The organism is Methylomagnum ishizawai, assembly GCF_900155475.1.
In the GTDB taxonomy this organism is placed as follows: Bacteria; Pseudomonadota; Gammaproteobacteria; order Methylococcales; family Methylococcaceae; genus Methylomagnum; species Methylomagnum ishizawai_A.
This window is the reverse complement of record NZ_FXAM01000001.1, coordinates 3,367,753-3,385,664: the sequence shown is the minus strand read 5'-3', so window position 1 is coordinate 3,385,664 and position 17,912 is coordinate 3,367,753. Positions and strand designations below refer to the sequence as shown.

Sequence of the window (17,912 nt, the reverse complement as noted above, 5' to 3'; positions counted from 1 at the left end):
TCTCGTAACCACCATAATTAGGGGCATGGTCCATGAATCAAACTCCCGTTCGCCAAGGTGGCATGACCTTCCTCGGCTTCGCGTTGCTGATGTGCTTGGTCGGCTTTTTCGCGATGCTGATTATCAAGATCGGCCCGATTTACCTGGACCACTACAAAGTGGTCGCTTCCCTGGAATCCTTGAAAAGCGATGCCAACTTGGCGACGCGATCCAAGCAGGAAGTCCTCCTTAGCCTAGCGAAACACTGGGATATCGACATGATCAACAGTGTCACCAAGGATAATGTTTATATCACCAAGGACGGTTCCGGTATAACGATACAAATCGCTTATGATGTCACCCAGCCCATCATGGGCAATATCGATATCGTCGCCCATTTCGACGATTCTATTGAGGTAGCCGCACGTTGATCCAAGAGCCGGAAAAACTCACCAGGAAACTGGGCCTGCACTTCAGGAATCCGCTGCTGGTGAAGCGCGCCCTCACCCATCGCAGCGCCGAATCGGATAACAACGAACGGCTGGAATTCCTCGGGGATGCGGTGTTGGGTTTTGTGATCGCCGAACGCCTGTACGGCAAATTCCGCGACGCCGACGAGGGCGTCCTCAGCCGCTTGCGGGCCATGCTGGTCAACCAGACCTCGCTCGCCAACCTCGCCCGCAGGCTGAACCTCGGCGACTATCTCATCCTGGGTTCGGGGGAACTCAAGAGCGGCGGCTACCGGCGCGATTCCATCCTGTCCGACGCCCTGGAAGCCTTGATCGGCGCCCTGCTGGTGGACCAGGGCATGGACGCCTGCCGCCATTGGATCCTCAACCAATTCGCCGAGCAGATCGAGGCCCTGTCGGTGCAGGATTGGAAGAAAGACCCCAAGACCCGGCTCCAGGAAGCCATGCAGGCCCGTGGCCTGGAATTGCCGGTCTATATCCTCAAATCGGTGGTCGGCCAACCGCACGACCAAACCTTCGTGGTGGAATGCCGCATCGCGCTGACCGCCGAGACCTGCGAGGGTACCGGCTCCTCGCGTAAGAAAGCCGAGCAGCAAGCCGCCGAGAAAATGCTGGCCAAACTGGTCCAGGACTTCGGATTCAAATCATGAAAGCAGGTTATGTCGCCCTGGTGGGCCGCCCCAACGTGGGCAAATCGACCCTACTCAACCATCTGATCGGCCAGAAAATCAGCATCACCTCGCGCCGCCCGCAGACCACCCGCCACCGCATCCACGGCATCAAAACCACGGAGGCGGGGCAGGCGGTATTCGTCGATACCCCCGGCATCCACGCCAGCCAGAAGCGGGCCATGAACCGCTATCTCAACCGCACGGCGGGCACGGCGTTGCTGGACGTGGACGTGATCGTGTGGATCGTGGACCGGCCCGTGTGGCTGGCCGAGGACGACCTGGTGCTGGAACGCATCCAGACCTCCGCCGCCCCGGTGATCCTGGTCATCAACAAGGTGGACCGGCTGGAGGATAAAGCCGCCCTGCTGCCCTTCCTGGAAAGCGCCCAGCAGCGCCATCCCTTCGCCGCCCTGATCCCGGCCTCGGCCCTGCGCGGCCACAATCTGGACGCGCTGGAACACAAGATCATGGAACTCCTGCCCGAGGGCGAACCGATCTTCGACCAAGACCAACTCACCGACCGCAGCCTCAGGTTCCTGGCGGCGGAAATCATCCGCGAGAAGCTGATCAGGTCGCTGGGCCAGGAAGTACCCCACGCCCTCAGCGTGGAGATTGAGCAATACCAGACCGAGGGCAAACTGACCCGCATCGCCGCCTTGATCTGGGTGGAGCGGGAAGGCCAGAAAGCCATCGTCATCGGCCAGCAGGGCGAAGTGCTGAAAAAGGTCGGCGAACGCGCCCGCCAGGATTTGGAGCGCCTGACCGAGGGCAAGGTGTTCCTGCAACTCTGGGTCAAGGTCAAGGAAAACTGGTCGGACGACGAACGCGCCCTACGCAGCCTGGGTTATGCCGAATGAACCCGGCCAGGACGCGGTCATCCTCCGCCGCCGCGACTACCGCGAAACCAGCCTGCTGCTGGATATTTTCTCGGAGCCACAAGGCCGCTTGAGCCTGCTCGCCAAGGGCGCGAAACGCGGGCGCAATCTAACTGCCGTCCTCCTGCAATGCTTCGCCCCCTTGCGGCTGGCCTGGGCGGGCCGGGGCGAACTCCCGGTGCTGACGGCGGCGGAACCCTGCGGCGCGGCTATCGCCCTGCACGGCACCGCGCTCTACTGCGGCTTCTACCTGAACGAACTGCTCTCGTACCTGCTCCCGCCCCTTGACCCCTACCCGGAAGTGTTCCGGCTGTACCTGGACACGCTGGGGCGGCTCGCCCAGGCCGAAGATTGCCCAGAACCCGCCCTGCGCGGCTTCGAGGTCGGTTTGCTGGAATACCTGGGCTATGGGCTGTGCCTGGACCGGGAGGCCGGTTCCGGCCAACCCATCGATCCCGCCCAAACCTACGCCTACCACATCGAATCCGGCCCGGTGGCCTGTCCGCCTGGGCAGCCCGGGGCCATCCACGGTTCTACCCTGCTGGACCTGGGCCGCGACCGCCTGGAAACCCCGGCGGCGCTCAAGGAAGCCAAACACCTGATGCGGCGGGTCGTCCAGCATTATCTCGATGGCCGCGGCCTCAAAAGCCGCGACTTGTTCCAACCATCCACAGGGAAAGCAACCCACGCATGAACGCCATAGCCCCCATCCTCCTGGGCGTCAACATCGATCATATCGCCACGCTGCGCCAGGCCCGCCACACCCGCTACCCGGAAGTCGTCCAAGCCGCCCTCATCGCCGAGCAGGCCGGGGCCGACGGCATCACCGCCCATCTGCGCGAAGATCGCCGCCACATCCAGGACCGCGATATCGAACTTTTGGCGGCGCTGCTGCACAGCCGCTTGAACCTGGAAATGGCCGTGACCGACGAGATGATCGCCATCGCCCGCAAAACGAGGCCCGCCGCCTGCTGCCTGGTGCCCGAGAAACGCGCCGAATTGACCACCGAAGGCGGCCTGGATGTCGCCGCCGACATCGCCCGCATGAAGGACGCTTGCGCCGCCCTGGCCGAAGCGGACATCGAAGTCTCCCTGTTCATCGACGCCGACCCGCGCCAGATCGAAGCGGCGGCGCGGGCGGGCGCGCCCGTGATCGAACTCCATACCGGCCATTACGCCGATGCCGCCGGCCCCGGCGCGAGGCGGCGCGAACTCGAACGCTTGCAAGCGGCGGCCCGGTTGGGCGGGGAACTCGGCCTGACCGTCAACGCCGGCCACGGCCTGCATTACCACAATGTCGCCGATATCTGCCGCATCTCCAATATCCACGAACTCAACATCGGCCATGCCATCGTGGCGCGGGCGGTCATGACCGGACTGGACCCCGCCGTGCGCGACATGAAGCGGACCCTGGAAGCGGCCCGGGCCTTAATTGACCGATGAAGGCTATTCTGCGATATTTGCCGGTCGAAATTGGCGGCGGCCCCATGGAACCACCCTGGGCGCGGCACGCGGCCATCCGCGACGGCTCACGGGGAAGTCCGAATGTACGAACAATATCGAGGCAAGCGAGTGGTGGCTAACCGGTCTGGCCAGCGCGGCCTGGTCCGGCAAGCCCTGCCGGTGCCGCAAAGACGCGCCAGCGGGATTTTCGCGGCGCTGGCGGCGGGCGTCCTGCTGGCCGCGGTGCTGGTGCTGTTCCTCCAGGTCCAAGGCTTCGTCAACCATCTCGAAGCCCAATGGGCGGCGGACACCGGCGGCGACACCCGGCTCCGCGCCCTTAACCAGCACATGGAAGCTCTGCAAACCAAGTTCAACGCCCTCCTGGCCGACTCGGTCGAAGTCCGGCTCAAGGCGCTGGAAAAAAGCGTCGAATCCGGCAAGGTGGCGCTGGAAGACCTCCGCGCCTTCGAATCGCTCAAGAACGACCTGCAAACCCTCGAAGCCTACACCGAACGGGCCGGCACCACGCTGGGGCTGGATTCGGCCCGCCAAGAGCATGGGCGCTACCAACCCATGGCGGCGGGCCAAGCCGCCGCCCTCCACAAAACCGACCTCAAGGGCGAACTGGCCGAACTCAAGACCTTGTTCTATGGCTGCCTCGCGGCGCTGGCCGTGGCCTTGCTGGCGCTGGCCCGCTATTGGGCCAACCAGCGCCGGGCCATCCGGCAATTGGAACTCCTGGCGACCCTGCCGATGCTGGCTGGCCCGCCGCCATCCGACCGTTCCCGCTGACCGGTGAGGAAAATGGCGTGGCGGTTGAGGACGAAGGACGGACGCGCCCGCTACGCCAAGCGCAAATCCACCGTCGAGCCGGTGCTCGGGATCATCAAGCACGTCATGGGCTTCCGCCAATTCTCGCTCCGGGGCCTGGCCGCCGTCACCGGCGAGTGGACGCTCGTCACCCTGGCCTTCAACCTGAAGCGGATGAACGTGCTGCGCTTCGCCTGAAGGGGGGCGAACCGCGCCCCGATGGCGCGGAAAGCGCCGGTCGCGCGACTCATCAGCGCCACAGGGCCTCCTCCATCGGCGAAAGGAGCCGGAAACCGGACCACAAGCCGCCCGACAACCCTTCAGGTCAATTCGCCAGTACTCAAGTCCGACAGACTCCTTAGGGCTTGGTCGTGAACGAGGTCTTGGGTTTCCACAACACCGTGGGCGAAACCCCGGTTTCCAGAGGTTGGGTTTCCAACCGGACATTGTCGAAGTCCACCTCGATGCCTGGGGCGTTCTGGGTTCCAGGGACGTTCAGATTGACCAGCCTGATGGTCAGCGGATGTTGGTCGTCCATCAATGCCCCCCATTCCTCGACAGAAGTCACGGCCACCTCCATCGATATCCGCTTGAATTTGCCTTCCAGCGGGATGCCGATGTTGACGCGTTGGGTGATGATGGTAGCGCCCGCCAGGAGTTGCACGGCATAGCCGGGAAAGCCGTCGAGGTCGAAGTACTCGAGGTTCGCGAAGTCCGTGTTGCCGAAGGGGAAGGCAAGCCCGCTACCGATATTGCCGACATCCACGCTCAGCAAATAGCGGGTATCGGGCTGGAGGGTGACGCCCGCCAGGGTCTGTTGCAAGCCCAGCGGATGGTTGGCGACGTTCGGGTCGGGGCCAGGGCCGGGAACTTGGGTGTGATCGCCCCAGAGCAGCGCCACATGATGCCCGTCCGGTGCCTGCGCCGGGTCGAAGACGGTGTCGAAAACGCCGGGGTTGTTCGGGTTTAACAGCCCTGGTGTGAAGTTGCCGTTCAGGCCGATGCCGTCTGGGTTGTAGACCTCCCAGCCGGGGATTTGGAAGTTGTTCAACGACCCCACGAACATGCCGCCGGGCAGTTGGGTGGCGTTGCCGCCCGGCAGGCTCGCGGAAACTTCCGGCGGTAGTTCCTCGAACGAGGGATTTTGGACGGGCAAGACCTCGGCCAGTGCCACGTTATGGGCGGTTCCTGCAACGGCCAGGGCCAGGGCCAGGGTCAGGGCGGTGAGGGGGCGGTTCGGATGGATGTTCATGGCTTTTTTCCTTTATGAGGGCGCGTTGTGGGCGGGATGGTGTATCGCTGGGGAATGGCATCGGCGTCCGGGTTTCCCCCGCCGGGAATCATGCCTTCATAGGGAAACAAGGTCTGTTATGTATTTGCGGATCGATCAGCTAATTTGTCACTCGGATCAGGTGAATTCCGCACTCAAATAGCGATTGATCCTCCGAGCCCAGGTTCATGACCACCGCTCACGCCATCCGATTTGGAAAATCCCACCAAGCTGTCCGGCCATACGAGGCTAGGCCCATCCTGATGTTCGGAAGCGGGTGGGCTTGGCCTTGAAGGCGTAGACTCCGATTTGGCAACCTTAGTCCGTACCGCCATTATTTTGGCCGTTCTTGCCGGGTTTCTATATGCCACAGGAAAATGGAGCAATCCTTTGTATCTGCCCGTAAGGACATGGTGGTTTCTGATGCTGTCGGGGTTGGCGACGGGAGCCTCGTGGGTATGCTACTTCCGGGCGTTGAAAATCGGCGATGCTTACAAAGTGGCCCCGGTCGATACAATCAGTCTTGTGCTAGTAGTGCTATTCGCCGTGGTTTTTCTCAACGAACGCCCATCGCTGCGGGAATGGTCCGGGATTTTCCTGGTGGGCTTGGGCGTCCTTGTGCTAGCCATCAAACGGTAGCCCCGAAGCTTGGCTACCCCATCGAGAATAATCCATGAATCCCATCAAAAAACCCATCGAACTCCTTACCCATTTCATCCACCACTACTTTATTTGGATGATTATCTCGTCTTATTTTGTCGCCGCGCTACTGCCGGGATTTGGCGTTTGGATGCGGGAAGTTGAATTGGGTAGCGTTGTTTTGCTACAGAACAAAATCGATGTTTCTTTGCCACCCGTGATGTTGTCGTTATTGCTGTTCAATGCGGGCCTAGGCGTGAAACATCGGGAACTCGCCCAATTGGCGTACAAGCCGCAGTTGTTGTTGGCGGGGTTGGCGGGTAATTTGATTACGCCGCTGAGCTTCATCATGGGGGTGAACTTGGTCATGGCGCGTTGGCATAACCCGGAAGAGGTCCAGCACATTCTGGTGGGTCTCGCGTTGGTCGCCGCCATGCCGATTGCCGGTGCTTCCACGGCTTGGGCGCAAAACGCCGACGGTAATCTCGCTTTGAGTTTAGGCTTGGTGCTGTCCACCACCTTGCTGAGTCCCTTGCTCACCCCGCTGGTCCTCCATGCGGTCGGCTTCGTCACTACGGGCGATTATTCCGAGGATTTACACGAGGTTGCCGCCGATGGCGTGGTGTCGTTCCTTGGCGTTTGGGTCGTCCTGCCCTCGTTGTTGGGTGTGCTGATGCAACGGGTTATGGGCGAGCGGCGACTTGCCAGCGCCAAATCCGCTATCAGACTGGTCAACTATATTGTTCTGCTGTTGCTCAATTATTCCAACGCCTCGTTGAGCCTGCCCAAGGCATTATCCCAGCCTGATTTTGATTTCCTGGCTATTTTGCTGGTGATCGTGGTGGCGTTGTGCCTGTCGGCATTCGCCACGGGCTATCTGGTCGCACGAATCTTTCACGCTAGCCGGACGAACACGGTTGCGCTGATGTTTGGTTTGGGCATGAACAACAACGGCACAGGATTGGTGTTGGTTTCCATCGCGCTAGCCGACCACCCGGAGGTGATGTTGCCGATTATCTTTTATAACCTCGTCCAGCACCTTATAGCCTCGCTGGTTGATTTTACAATGGTTCAGCGGGGTGTATGGCTGTATAAATCGGCGTAGATAGTCGGGGGGCCGGTATTCCGGGCTTGCCGTGGTAATGTTCGGAAGGGGGTATATATGCCCGCCCGGTTGGTAGAATGGGGCGGGCTTGAATGGAAAAGGCCGGGAGGGGAACCTTCCCGGCCTTTTTGCGTGGTGGACGATGGGTGAGGCATGGGAGATATTATGTACCACGGCGACGAACCGCTGGCGCGGCTGGTCGAAACCAAGGAAAACGTGAAGGATGCGGCGCGGAAAGCCCTGCGCGTTCCCCGGACTTATGGCAAGGTGCTTTTTTTGACCAAGGATAAGAACCGTCTGCGGGTCATCAAGGATGATGGCGGATTGGGAATCGCGTTGAACTGGGATGATTTGACGCCTATCCGGGAGTGGCGGAGGGAAACCAAGCCGGTGGTTTAATGAGTCCTTTTCAGGCGGGTCTTGCGGGTGGCGGAAGTATTTCGCCAACCTTCTCGGTTGGGTGCTTCCTGTCCCTGACCAGCATCGTCCGCGCCTCCGGGTCTACGTCATCCCACGGGATGCCGCAGCCTCGCCCACCCTCATGCAGGAATAGACCATGGCTGGGACATGCTCGGGTTTGTGCTGGGACTTTGACCCGATTATAGTTCCGAATCAGGCCGAATCCTTCCCGATGCGGACCAGTCACGCCATATAAATCCTTGATATGACAAATATTTCAGCGAATCCGCTCTCGGTTGCGCCCATGCTGGATTGGACCGACCGCCATTGCCGTTATTTCCTGCGGCTGATTTCCCGCCACGCCCTCTTGTACACCGAGATGGTCACCACCGGCGCGATCCTGCATGGCGACCAAGACCGGCTGTTGGGCTTCGATCCGCAGGAAAAACCGCTGGCCGTGCAATTCGGCGGCTGCGACCCGGATGAACTCGCCGCCTGCGCCCGCATCGCCGAAGCGCGGGGCTACGACGAAATCAACCTGAACCTGGGCTGCCCCAGCGACCGGGTGCAGCGGGGCCGGTTCGGGGCTTGCCTGATGGCCGAGCCGGAATTGGTGGCGGACTGTGTCGCCGCCATGCGGGCGGCGGTGGCGATCCCGGTCACGGTCAAGACCCGCATCGGCATCGACGAGCGCGATTCCTACGGGGAACTGGCCCATTTCGTCGCCACGGTCGCCGCCGCCGGTTGCCAAACCTTCGTCATCCACGCCCGCAAAGCCTGGCTGAAGGGCTTGTCGCCCAAGGAAAACCGCGAAATCCCGCCCTTGCGCTACGACGTGGCGGAACGGGTCAAAGCCGATTTCCCGGACCTCGCGGTCATCCTGAACGGCGGCCTCCTCGACCTCGACCAAGCCGAACCGCACCTCGCCCGCTTCGACGGCGTGATGATCGGTCGGGCGGCCTACCACAACCCCTATATCCTGGCCGGGGCCGACGCCCGGTTCTATGGCGACGACCATCCCATCCCGTCCCGCCACGCGATCCTGGAAGCCTTCCTGCCTTATGTCGAGGTGGAACTGGCCGGTGGCACCCGCTTGCACAGTATCGCCCGCCATCTCCTGGGGTTGTTCCATGGCCTGCCGGGTGGGCGGATTTGGCGGCGCCAATTGGGCGAGCGCGGCAATCGACCCGGCGCGGGAATCGAGGTGCTGCTGGACGCGGCCCGGCATTGCTTACCCCGCGATGAATCCCGGACAGCCGACTAACACCCCATCCAAATTCCGCACCGGAACCCACCGCGCCCGCCGCCCTTTCCACCCGAGTGATTGCCCCCGCATGTTTGAACAAGCCTTCAAGAATATGACGACGTTCTCCGCAAAGAGGCCGGTTGCACCACCGAACTGTTTCCAGCGCGCCCATGCGCCTGCCGGAAAAAAGTGAAGGTGGAATGGGCGGACGGTAAGGCGCGAACCCTCCGCCACACGCTGCAAACGACCTTCTGGCACACAGACGAAGCTTTGTTCGGCAAATTGCCCGAGTTCTTCAAGAACGAACCCGATCCTTTCAAGGATCATGGTATTGTAGAAATAGCTCGCGCCATATCCGATTTGGGGGCGTGGTGTATTAAAACTTACACTTCGACTCTGCCTGGTCTATCCCCAAGCTATCCAACTCGTTCCTGGGATGTAAATAGCCTTCGATAGGGGCCACCGCCACCAGCGAACGCTCCGCCGCCAATAACACCGGCTGGCGCAATTGACGATCCCAGCTTCGGAACGACAAGGGCACGCCCTTGAACCCGGCCAGGGCGAATTGCTCGCCCAGCATGAACGCCTTCACCGGCTCGAATTCCACCGATTTGGCGCGGGTCGCCGCCTCGCCGATGGCGCGGACCGCCAGCCAAGCGCCGTAGTCGGCTTCCGCCATCCAGCGCCCGGCCTGCGCCCGGAAGCGGTTTTGCAATTGCAACGCGCCCCAGGCTTCGTGAGTGTGGTGCCAAGCGGTCGGCACCAAGCCTTGCGTGCCCGCTACGGGCCGGGGCTGCCAAGTGCGGTAGGGCAGATAATCGCCGAACAGCCCGGATTCGTCCGCCACGATCAAAACCTCGTAATCCACGCCCTGGGTGAACACCGGCACTTCCGATTCTGGGCTGCGGCGTTCGTCGAAGCTGTGTTCCCAGGGCTTTTCCGCCACGATCTTGGCTCCGAATTTCTTGGCCGAGCTACGGACCGCCGCAGCGTAGAGCCTGTCGCCCTCGTTCGGGCCTATCGCCAAAAACCATTTCTGCCAGCGCTTTTTAGCAAGATATTGCGCCAGGGCATCGGCCCGCATGGCCCGGCTGGGCAGGAGATGCAGCAGGTTGGCCCGGCAGGATTCGGCCCGCAGGGCGTCGTCGCGGCTGGCGGTGTCATAGAGCAGGGCGTTTTGGGCCTCGGGCAGGGCCGCGAGTTCCAGCAGCAATGGGGCGGGCAGGTCCAGCAGGAAATGGCGGTGGCCCTCGGCGGCCAGGGCTTTGAAGGCCGCGACCACATCGCCCTCGGGCGGCAGGATCGTTTCTTTCAGGACGAAATTTTGCCGGGTGAAGCGCCCGGTGGTGTTGTCATCCTGGATGCCGAGCCGCGCCCCTTGCAAGCCGCTATCGATGATGACCGGATCGAAGAACGGCACGGTCGGCGGGTTGGCGTCCTGCCGGGTGAGATAGGCCAGGGTCAGGGTATCGGCCTTGACCGCCGGGGCCGCCGCCGGTGGAGTTTCCGGGCGCGGGGCCGGTTTTGAGGGCTTGTGGGCGGCATGGACCGGGAGCGCCGCGGCCAACAACAGGGAAAGCAGGATGGACGATTTCGGGGTCATGGGATGCAATGCCTAGCGGGGCGGATTTCCGCCGGGGGATGGGGGGGCGGCCTAGCGCAAATCGCGGTGGCGCACCAGTAAATGATGGTCGGAGGAGGCGAACCGCGCCGCCAGGGCTTCCACCAGATAGACCGAGCGGTGCTGTCCGCCGGTGCAGCCGATGGCGACGGTCAGGTAGCTGCGGTTTTCCGCCTTGAAGCGCGGAATCCAGCGTTCCAGGAAATGCGCCACATCTTCCAGGTATTGCCGCACATCGTCGATGCGTTCCAGGAACTCCACCACTTCGGCATCTTTGCCGGTCTTGGCCCTGAGCGCCGGTTCCCAATGCGGATTGGGCAGGCAGCGCAGGTCGAACACGAAATCGGCGTCCAGCGGCATCCCGTTCTTGTAGCCGAACGACAGGAAATACAGCGACATCAGGTTTTCCCGCTGGGCCACCACCCGTTGCCGGACCAATTCGCGCAGTTGGTGGACATTGGTGTAGGTGGTGTCGATCAACAGATGGGCGCGGCTGGCGACCGGCTCCAGCAGTTGGCGTTCCAGTTCGATGGCCTCGCTCAGGGGATGGTTGGCGCTGGTGAGCGGATGCTTGCGGCGGGTTTCGCTGAAGCGTTTGAGCAGGGTGTGGGATTCGGCTTGCAGGAACAGGATGCGGCATTCGATGCCGAATTGGTCGGCCAATTCCAGGGTGGAGGGGAATTGGGCGAGGCTGGCGGTTTGGTTGCGGGCGTCGATGCCGATGGCGGCTTTGTGCAGGGGCGGATGGCTGCCGATCAAGGCCCGCCGCACGAAGGACTCGAACAGCACCACCGGCAGGTTGTCGATGCAGTAATAGCCGCAATCTTCCAGGGTTTCCAGCGCGATGCTCTTGCCCGAGCCGGACAGTCCGCTGACGATGACCAGGTTCATGGCGGGGGGGTCGCTAGGTTGGGGGGGTTCCCGCCCCGGCGGGGGCCGGGGCGGCGGTCGCGGGCTAGCTTATCAATGATTCTGGGTTTTGTCCTTGTGCTTGAGGACTTGGCGGTCGAGCTTGTCGATCAGGTTGTCGATGGCGGCGTAGAGGTTTTCCTGGGTGTCCTCGGCGAACAGTTTGTTGCCGTTGACCTGCACCGTGGCCTCGGCCTTCTGGGCCAGCTTTTCCACTTCCAGGATGACATGGATGTCGATGACTTGGTCGAAGTGGCGCTCCAGTTTGGCGAACTTCTCGGTCACATAGTTTTTGATGGAGTCGGTGACTTCGATGTGGTGGCCGGTGATTTGGATTTGCATAGTGGGTCTCGGTTGATGGAATCGGCCTCCCGCGGATTCGGTGCGGGAGGGTGGGTGGCGCGTCGGTCCGCGCCGGGCTGGGCGGGGTTCCGTGTGGTGACTTAGAACACCCGTTTGCGTTCGTTGGACGGCGGAATCGCCATGGCTTCCCGGTATTTGGCGATGGTGCGGCGGGCGACGTTGATGCCGCGCTCCTTCAGCTGTTTGGAAATCACATCGTCGCTCAGGGGTTTGGCCGGGTCTTCCCGATCGACGATCTCCCGCAGGAACGCCTTGATCGCCGTGGCCGAGCATTCGCCGCCGGCGTTGGTCGAGACGTGGCTGGAGAAGAAATATTTGAACTCGAACACCCCGTTGGGCGTGTGGATGTATTTCTGGGTGGTGACCCTGGAAATGGTCGATTCGTGCATCCCGACCTCCTCGGCGATGTCGCGCAGGACCAGGGGTTTCATGGCGGTTTCGCCGTAGTCGAGGAAATCCTTCTGGCGCTCGACGATGGAGCGGGCCACTTTCAGCAGGGTTTCGTTGCGGCTTTGCAGGCTTTTGATGAACCAGCGGGCTTCCTGCAAATGGTTCTTCATGGTCACGTTGTCCGAGCTGGAGTCGGCCCGTTTGATCATGTTGGAGTAGAACGGATTGATCCTGAGCTTGGGCGCGATATCCGGGTTGAGGGTCACGATCCATTGTTCGCCCTGCCGGAACACGAACACATCGGGGATGATGTACTGCGATTCCCCGGTGTTGATGAGCCTGCCGGGCTTGGGTTCCAGGCTGCGGATCAAGGCCACGATGTGGTTCAAGTCCTCGTCGCCGATATCCAGGTTGCGCTTGAGCCGGTTCAGGTCTTTCTTCGCCAGGATATCGAGGTGGTGGGTGACGAGGCTGAGGGCTTGTTTGCGCCAGGGGGTGTCCTCGGGCAATTGCAGGAGCTGGATGCGCAGGCAATCGGCCAGGTCGGTGGCGGCGACGCCGGGCGGGTCGAAGCTCTGTATCCGGTGCAGGACCGCCTTCACCTCGTCGAGTTCGAGGCCGGGCATCTGGCCGGCCAGCCCTTGATGGATATCGGCGACGGGGGTGGTCAGGTAGCCCTCGTCGTTGATGCTGTCGATGATGGCGGTGGCGATGGCGTAATCGGTCTCGCTGAAATTGGTCAGCTCCATCTGCCAGACCAGGAGGTCTTGCAGGGTCTGGGCCGGCGCCCGTTGCAGCAGGAAGTCGTCGTTGTCGGAATCGCCGGAGGAGGCGGGCGTGAAGCTTTGCAGGTTGTCGTAGACCTCGTCCCAGGAGGAATCGACCGCCAGTTCCTGCGGGATATCCGCCGGGGCGTCCATATTGCCGAGTTCGCGGTATTCGGGTTCGGGTTCGGAGGATTTGGGCTCGCTGAGGTCGTGGACGACTTCCGGGGGGGAGAAGCCCTCGTCCTCGGCCATTTCCAGCATCATGTTGGAATCCAAGGCTTGCTGGATTTCTTGTTGTAGGTCCAGGCTCGACAGCTGTAGCAGCTTGATGGCTTGCTGCAACTGCGGGGTCATGGTGAGTTGTTGGCCGAGGCGGAGTTGGAGGGTCTGCTTCATCTCGCTGAAAATCCGTGCCGTTATGATATATCTAGCAATGGACGTACCATTTCTTTGTTGGCCCCATTCTAACTTTAGTATAGCCGCCGCGAAAGCCGCGTTTCACAGCGAGAAGTTTTCGCCGAGGTAATGCTGGCGCACTTCCGGGTGGGCGACGATGGCCTCGGCGGTGCCCTCGGCGATGACCTTGCCGCCGGCCAGGACATAGGCCCGGTTGCAAATCCCCAGGGTTTCGCGGACGTTATGTTCGGTGATGAGGATGCCGATGCCGCGCAGCCTGAGGTGGTCGATGATCTTCTGGATATCGATGATCGAGATGGGATCGACCCCGGCGAAGGGTTCGTCCAGCAGCATGAACCGCGGCTCGCAGGCCAGGGCGCGGGCGATTTCCACCCGTCGCCGTTCGCCGCCCGAGAGGCCCATGGCGGGCTGTTCGCGCAGATGGCCGATGTTGAATTCGTCCAATAGCTCCTCGATGATCTGTTCGCGCTGCTTGCGCCCGACGCCTTGGCGCAGTTCCAGTACCGACCGGAGGTTGTCGGCCACGCTGAGCTTGCGGAAGATCGAGGGTTCCTGCGGCAAATAGCCGATGCCGAGCTTGGCCCGCGAGTGCATGGGCAAATGGGTGATGTCGCGCCCGTCCATCTGGATATTGCCGCTGTCCGGGCTGATGAGGCCGACGATCATGTAGAAGCTGGTGGTCTTGCCCGCGCCGTTGGGGCCGAGCAGGCCGACAATTTCCCCGGTCTGCATGTTCAGGGAAACGCCATCGACGACGTTGCGGCGGTTGTAGCGCTTGGCGAGCTGGGTGGCGGTGAGGGTGGTCATGGGGCGGGGCTGGCGCTGTCTTCTGCTTCTTTCTTGGGCTGGATGGTGACATGCACGCGCTTGCTGCCGGTGCTGGCGTTGCCGGCTTTGTAGAGCGAGTTGCGGGTGTCGTATTCGATGCGGTCGCTGCGGACCACATGTTCGCTGATGTTGATGTCCTCGCCTTCCCAGGTCACGGCCTTGTCGTAGAGGATGAGGATGCCGGTTTCGGGGAAATAATCGGCCCGCTGGCCGGTGCCGTGCATGTCCTGGTCGCCGCCTTCCGGCCTTTGCTTGAGCCGGGCCGGCCTTCCCAGGATGATGATCTTGTCGGTCTTGTTGTCCTTCTGGTAGACGGTCATCTTGTCGCCGTAGACCTCAAGGCTACCCTGGGTGGCTTTGACATTGCCGACGTAGATGGTTTCGCCTTTCTTTTCGTCGTAAGTGGCGGTGTCGGACTCGATGTACATGGGCTGTTTGGAGTCGCTGTCCAGGGCCGGGACGGGCTGGGCCGCGGCCAGGAGACCCAGTAGCGCCAGCCCGGACAGCTTGGGATTCCCGCCTTGTTTGATCTTGTTCATCGTCGTACCTTGCTGCTTGGGATTGCCGTCCGCTGTGGAGAAGGGAGATTGGGGAGGCGGGCCGCACATGGGTTCATCCGCCGAACCTGCCACGTTTGCCGTTCGAATCCGGCGTTTCCTTGGGGATCGATACCCGCCGGACTTGGGACAGGATATTGAACCTGAGGTCGTCCCCGAACCACACCTTGCCCCCGACCCCGGTCAAGGTGTCGCCCTCGCTCAAGACCCGGACGAAGGTGTCGGTTTCGGCATAATTATTGTCCGGTTGGACCCTGGCGTCGGTGGTTTCGATGCGGATGGGCCGGTTGCCCTTGTCGTCGCCGCCTTCCCGTTCCACCAGCACCGCGCCTTGCAGGTAGATGGTTTCGCCCTCGCCGGGCAGGAGCGCCGCGTCGGCGTGGATGACCCAGGGCTGGCCCTTGCTGGAATACAGGGTCATGACGGGGTGGCCGAGTTCGGTGTGGTTGTCGTTCTCGTAATGGGTCAGGGTCTCGGCCAGCAGGAGTTCCTTGGGATGGCCGGTCGCGTCCATCACGGTGCGACGGATGTTCTTGGAATAGTAATCGATCTTGCCGACCGCGGGCTTGGACGGGTTGAACTCCTTGGGTGCCAGGTATTCCGCGCCCCACCAGGTGAGCAGGGCCAATGATCCGAGCAGGAGATAGCTCGCGAGGGTTTTGAAACTGGGCATCGGTTCAGGAATAGCGGTCCAATATGCCCCGCAGCGTGCCTTGGGCCTCCATGATGAGATCGCAGACTTCGCGGGCGGCGCCCAGCCCGCCAGGATTGCGGGTAATCCAATGGACATGCTCGCGGAGGCCGGGGTGGGCATCGGCCACCGCCACCGCCAAGCCCACCCGCCGCAGCAAGGGCAGGTCGATCCAATCGTCGCCGACATGGGCCACTTGTCCGGGTTCCAGCTTGAGTTCCTCTAGGAGCCGCCCGAACACCGCCAGCTTGTCCTCGCAACCCTGGTGGACATGGGCGATATCGAGGCTGGCCATGCGCCGGGCCACGATGGGGGAGGAACGCCCGGAAATCACGGCGGTCTCGACCCCGCTCCGGCGCAGGAGCTTGAGTCCCAGGCCATCGCGGGCGTGGAAGGTCTTGTATTCCCGCCCTTCGCTGTCGAAGAACAAGCGGCCATCGGTCAACACCCCATCCACATCGAAAATCGCCAAGCGGATGTTCGCGGCCCGTTGCAACGCCGCCTGTCTCGCTGTCTCCGGCATCAAAGCACCCCGGCCCTGAGTAAATCGTGCATATTGAGGGCGCCGATCAAGCGTCCCGCCGCGTCCACCACCAGCAAGGCGTTGATGCGCTTGCCTTCCATGATCCTGACCGTCTCCGCCGCCAAGCGGTCCGCCGTCACGCGGGTGCAAGTCCGGGTCATCGCCGCCGCCACCGGGACGGCATGGATATCGCCCGCCTTTTCCAGCAGCCGCCGCAGATCGCCGTCGGTGAAAATGCCCAGCACCCGTTGTCCGGCATCGACGATGGCGGTCATCCCGAGGTTTTTGGCGGTCATTTCCAGCACCGCGTCCAGCACCAGGGCGTGTTCCGGCACCCAGGGGATTTCCGCGCCCGTGTGCATGATGTCGCGCACCCGCACCAACAGCCGCCGCCCCAGGCTGCCGCCCGGATGGGAGAAGGCGAAATCCTCCTCGGTGAAACCGCGGGCTTCAAGCAGGGCCACCGCCAGGGCGTCGCCCATGGCGAGGGCGGCGGTGGTGCTGGAAGTCGGGGCCAAGCCCAAAGGACAGGCTTCCTCGGCCACGCCGGTATGGAGATGGGCGTCGGCCTGCCGGGCCAGGGTGGAAGCGGGCTGGCCGGTCATGGCGATCAAGGGCACGCCCAGGCGCTTGAGCAAGGGCAGGATGGTGAGGATTTCCACGGATTCGCCGGAATGCGACAAGGCCAGTACCACATCCTCGCGGGTGATCATCCCGAGGTCGCCATGGCTGGCCTCGCCCGGATGCACGAAAAAAGCCGGGGTGCCGGTGCTGGCCAGGGTGGCGGCGATCTTGCCCGCGATATGCCCGGATTTGCCCATGCCGGTGACGACCACCCGGCCCCGGCAGGCCAGCATGGTTTGGCAGGCGGCGACGAAACCCGCGTCGATGCGACTGGCCAGGGCCGCGACCGCCCCGGCTTCGGTGGCGATGACCTTGCGTCCCGTGCGGCAGAGGGTTTCGGCGTCGGTGGGTGGCGGGGCGCGGCGGTGTTCCGGGGGCGGGCTCATCGGGACGGGCGGACGATCAAAAGCGCGGATTATGCCATGAACGGGCGGGCGGGGGCTTGGGTTTCCGTGCCGGGCCTGGGAGCGGCTTTACGAGCCGAACCAGCGGTAGTCGCAGGCGCGGCAATGGTATTTGTAGATGACGCGGAAGGAGGAGGGTTCTTCTTCGTACTCGACGGAGGATTCATTGCCGCAACGCGGGCATTCCAGCGAGCCGGGGTCGCCGCCGAGATAGCGGGATTTGAGGAAATAAAGCCCCCCGACCATGGCCCCGGCGACACCGACCAGGATCAATAGCCATTTGGTGCTGACCTTGAAGCCAGTGACCTTGCTCTTGAAAGCTTCCATCCGCTCCTGGGATTCCAGGCTGCGGAGCGCCTCGGCGGCTTGTTCGGCGGTGGCGCGCAGGTTGGCACCGGGAATATCGCGGATATCGCCGGGTGTCACCACGAACATGATGTCCTCGTGGATGGTGACTGCGGGGCCTTGCGGGGTGGAGCCGACACCGATCTCGTCGTAGCCGTATTCTTGCAGGAATTCCTGGAGACGTTTTTTCGCGCCCTCGGCCCGCTCGCTGGGCGATAGTCCCATGAAGGGACTGCGGAACACCATGACGGTGATGCCGTTTAGCACCAGGGGGATGGATGGGTTGTCGGGGGTCACGGTGGGCGTGGGGGAGGTTGCGGCGGCGGCGGGGAAGGGCGGCGGCGCCCAGACCAGGGTCAGCGCCAGTAAGCCTTGCCATGCCCATTTGTTCATCGATGTTTCCTCGGGGTCGGGTGGGTTTGCCCCGGCGTGGGATGCGGGCCGGGGAGGGCGTTATTCTCGGGAGGGGGCTGATTCCTGTCAAAGGGGACCGGGGCCGGTATTCTGGACGTGCGGTAGGGCCGTGGTCCGGCTGGAACACGGTGGAATCCGGGAGGCCGGGGACA

At 62.5% G+C, this 17,912-nt stretch carries 20 protein-coding genes and 2 pseudogenes; 11 read left to right on the top strand and 11 right to left on the bottom strand.

Translation table 11 applies throughout. The annotated features are described in order from the left end of the window. The first annotated feature begins 32 nt into the window (after positions 1–32). From B9N93_RS15115 to B9N93_RS15085, 7 genes and pseudogenes are all read left to right on the top strand, one after another. Positions 33–410, top strand: a complete 378-nt coding sequence (locus tag B9N93_RS15115; protein ID WP_085215059.1) for a DUF4845 domain-containing protein — start codon at positions 33–35, stop codon at positions 408–410. Continuing rightward, positions 407–1,099, top strand: a complete 693-nt coding sequence (rnc, locus tag B9N93_RS15110; RefSeq protein WP_085215057.1) for a ribonuclease III — start codon at positions 407–409, stop codon at positions 1,097–1,099. The genes B9N93_RS15115 and rnc overlap by 4 nt, the downstream gene beginning before the upstream one ends. Further along, positions 1,096–1,977, top strand: coding sequence for a GTPase Era (gene era, locus B9N93_RS15105; protein WP_085215055.1), 882 nt, complete (start codon positions 1,096–1,098; stop codon positions 1,975–1,977). The genes rnc and era overlap by 4 nt, the downstream gene beginning before the upstream one ends. Beyond that, on the top strand, positions 1,967–2,689 hold the full coding sequence (gene recO / locus B9N93_RS15100) for a DNA repair protein RecO (RefSeq protein ID WP_085215053.1): 723 nt from the start codon (positions 1,967–1,969) through the stop codon (positions 2,687–2,689). Before era ends, recO begins: the two co-directional genes overlap by 11 nt. Further along, positions 2,686–3,438: a pyridoxine 5'-phosphate synthase gene (gene pdxJ, locus B9N93_RS15095; RefSeq protein WP_085215052.1), complete on the top strand. Its 753-nt coding sequence runs from the start codon at positions 2,686–2,688 to the stop codon at positions 3,436–3,438. The genes recO and pdxJ overlap by 4 nt, the downstream gene beginning before the upstream one ends. A gap of 132 nt (positions 3,439–3,570) precedes the next feature. Next, positions 3,571–4,230, top strand: a complete 660-nt coding sequence (locus B9N93_RS15090) for a hypothetical protein (protein ID WP_125469009.1) — start codon at positions 3,571–3,573, stop codon at positions 4,228–4,230. Between the two features lie 12 nt (positions 4,231–4,242). Then, positions 4,243–4,446: pseudogene (locus tag B9N93_RS15085) on the top strand (transposase); the annotation flags it as partial. Positions 4,447–4,606: 160 nt separating this feature from the next. On the opposite strand, the gene B9N93_RS15080 reads toward B9N93_RS15085, so the two are convergent. Next, a complete protein-coding gene (locus tag B9N93_RS15080; RefSeq protein WP_085215048.1) occupies positions 4,607–5,500 on the bottom strand; it encodes a hypothetical protein in 894 nt (297 codons plus the stop codon). A 315-nt stretch (positions 5,501–5,815) separates the two neighbouring features. On the opposite strand from B9N93_RS15080, the pseudogene B9N93_RS15075 reads away from it, so the two are divergent. The 4 genes and pseudogenes from B9N93_RS15075 to dusA all read left to right on the top strand — a co-directional run. After that, positions 5,816–6,157, top strand: a pseudogene (locus B9N93_RS15075) (EamA family transporter); the annotation flags it as partial. A 34-nt stretch (positions 6,158–6,191) separates the two neighbouring features. Beyond that, positions 6,192–7,262, top strand: coding sequence for a bile acid:sodium symporter family protein (locus B9N93_RS15070; protein WP_085215044.1), 1,071 nt, complete (start codon positions 6,192–6,194; stop codon positions 7,260–7,262). A 153-nt stretch (positions 7,263–7,415) separates the two neighbouring features. Next, positions 7,416–7,661: a hypothetical protein gene (locus tag B9N93_RS15065; protein ID WP_125469008.1), complete on the top strand. Its 246-nt coding sequence runs from the start codon at positions 7,416–7,418 to the stop codon at positions 7,659–7,661. Positions 7,662–7,926: 265 nt separating this feature from the next. Continuing rightward, a complete protein-coding gene (gene dusA, locus B9N93_RS15060) occupies positions 7,927–8,925 on the top strand; it encodes a tRNA dihydrouridine(20/20a) synthase DusA (protein ID WP_085215040.1) in 999 nt (332 codons plus the stop codon). A gap of 358 nt (positions 8,926–9,283) precedes the next feature. Here dusA and B9N93_RS15050 read toward each other — a convergent pair whose 3' ends face one another. The 10 genes from B9N93_RS15050 to B9N93_RS15005 all read right to left on the bottom strand — a co-directional run bounded on the left by B9N93_RS15050 (position 9,284) and on the right by B9N93_RS15005 (position 17,739). Beyond that, positions 9,284–10,510 (bottom strand): ABC transporter substrate-binding protein, encoded by a 1,227-nt coding sequence (locus B9N93_RS15050; RefSeq protein ID WP_085215036.1) that lies wholly within the window; start codon positions 10,508–10,510, stop codon positions 9,284–9,286. Between the two features lie 51 nt (positions 10,511–10,561). Then, the gene (rapZ, locus tag B9N93_RS15045) at positions 10,562–11,419 is read right to left on the bottom strand and encodes an RNase adapter RapZ (RefSeq protein WP_085215034.1); all 858 of its coding nucleotides are present in this window, start codon (positions 11,417–11,419) and stop codon (positions 10,562–10,564) included. 72 nt (positions 11,420–11,491) lie between these two features. Beyond that, positions 11,492–11,779 carry a ribosome hibernation-promoting factor, HPF/YfiA family gene (gene hpf, locus B9N93_RS15040; RefSeq protein ID WP_085215032.1) on the bottom strand — a complete coding sequence of 96 codons (288 nt, stop codon included), beginning with the start codon at positions 11,777–11,779 and terminating at the stop codon, positions 11,492–11,494. 101 nt (positions 11,780–11,880) lie between these two features. After that, a complete protein-coding gene (locus B9N93_RS15035) occupies positions 11,881–13,353 on the bottom strand; it encodes an RNA polymerase factor sigma-54 (protein WP_085215030.1) in 1,473 nt (490 codons plus the stop codon). A gap of 102 nt (positions 13,354–13,455) precedes the next feature. Then, positions 13,456–14,181 (bottom strand): LPS export ABC transporter ATP-binding protein, encoded by a 726-nt coding sequence (lptB, locus tag B9N93_RS15030; RefSeq protein WP_085215028.1) that lies wholly within the window; start codon positions 14,179–14,181, stop codon positions 13,456–13,458. Next, positions 14,178–14,741 carry a lipopolysaccharide transport periplasmic protein LptA gene (lptA, locus tag B9N93_RS15025; RefSeq protein WP_085215026.1) on the bottom strand — a complete coding sequence of 188 codons (564 nt, stop codon included), beginning with the start codon at positions 14,739–14,741 and terminating at the stop codon, positions 14,178–14,180. The genes lptB and lptA overlap by 4 nt, the downstream gene beginning before the upstream one ends. 73 nt (positions 14,742–14,814) lie before the next feature. Continuing rightward, positions 14,815–15,432, bottom strand: coding sequence for an LPS export ABC transporter periplasmic protein LptC (gene lptC, locus B9N93_RS15020; protein ID WP_085215024.1), 618 nt, complete (start codon positions 15,430–15,432; stop codon positions 14,815–14,817). A 4-nt stretch (positions 15,433–15,436) separates the two neighbouring features. Further along, a complete protein-coding gene (locus B9N93_RS15015) occupies positions 15,437–15,973 on the bottom strand; it encodes a KdsC family phosphatase (protein WP_085215021.1) in 537 nt (178 codons plus the stop codon). Continuing rightward, the gene (locus B9N93_RS15010) at positions 15,973–16,983 is read right to left on the bottom strand and encodes a KpsF/GutQ family sugar-phosphate isomerase (RefSeq protein WP_085215019.1); all 1,011 of its coding nucleotides are present in this window, start codon (positions 16,981–16,983) and stop codon (positions 15,973–15,975) included. The genes B9N93_RS15015 and B9N93_RS15010 overlap by 1 nt, the downstream gene beginning before the upstream one ends. An 87-nt stretch (positions 16,984–17,070) precedes the next feature. Continuing rightward, positions 17,071–17,739, bottom strand: coding sequence for a hypothetical protein (locus tag B9N93_RS15005; protein WP_085215017.1), 669 nt, complete (start codon positions 17,737–17,739; stop codon positions 17,071–17,073). Between the last annotated feature and the right edge of the window lie 173 nt (positions 17,740–17,912).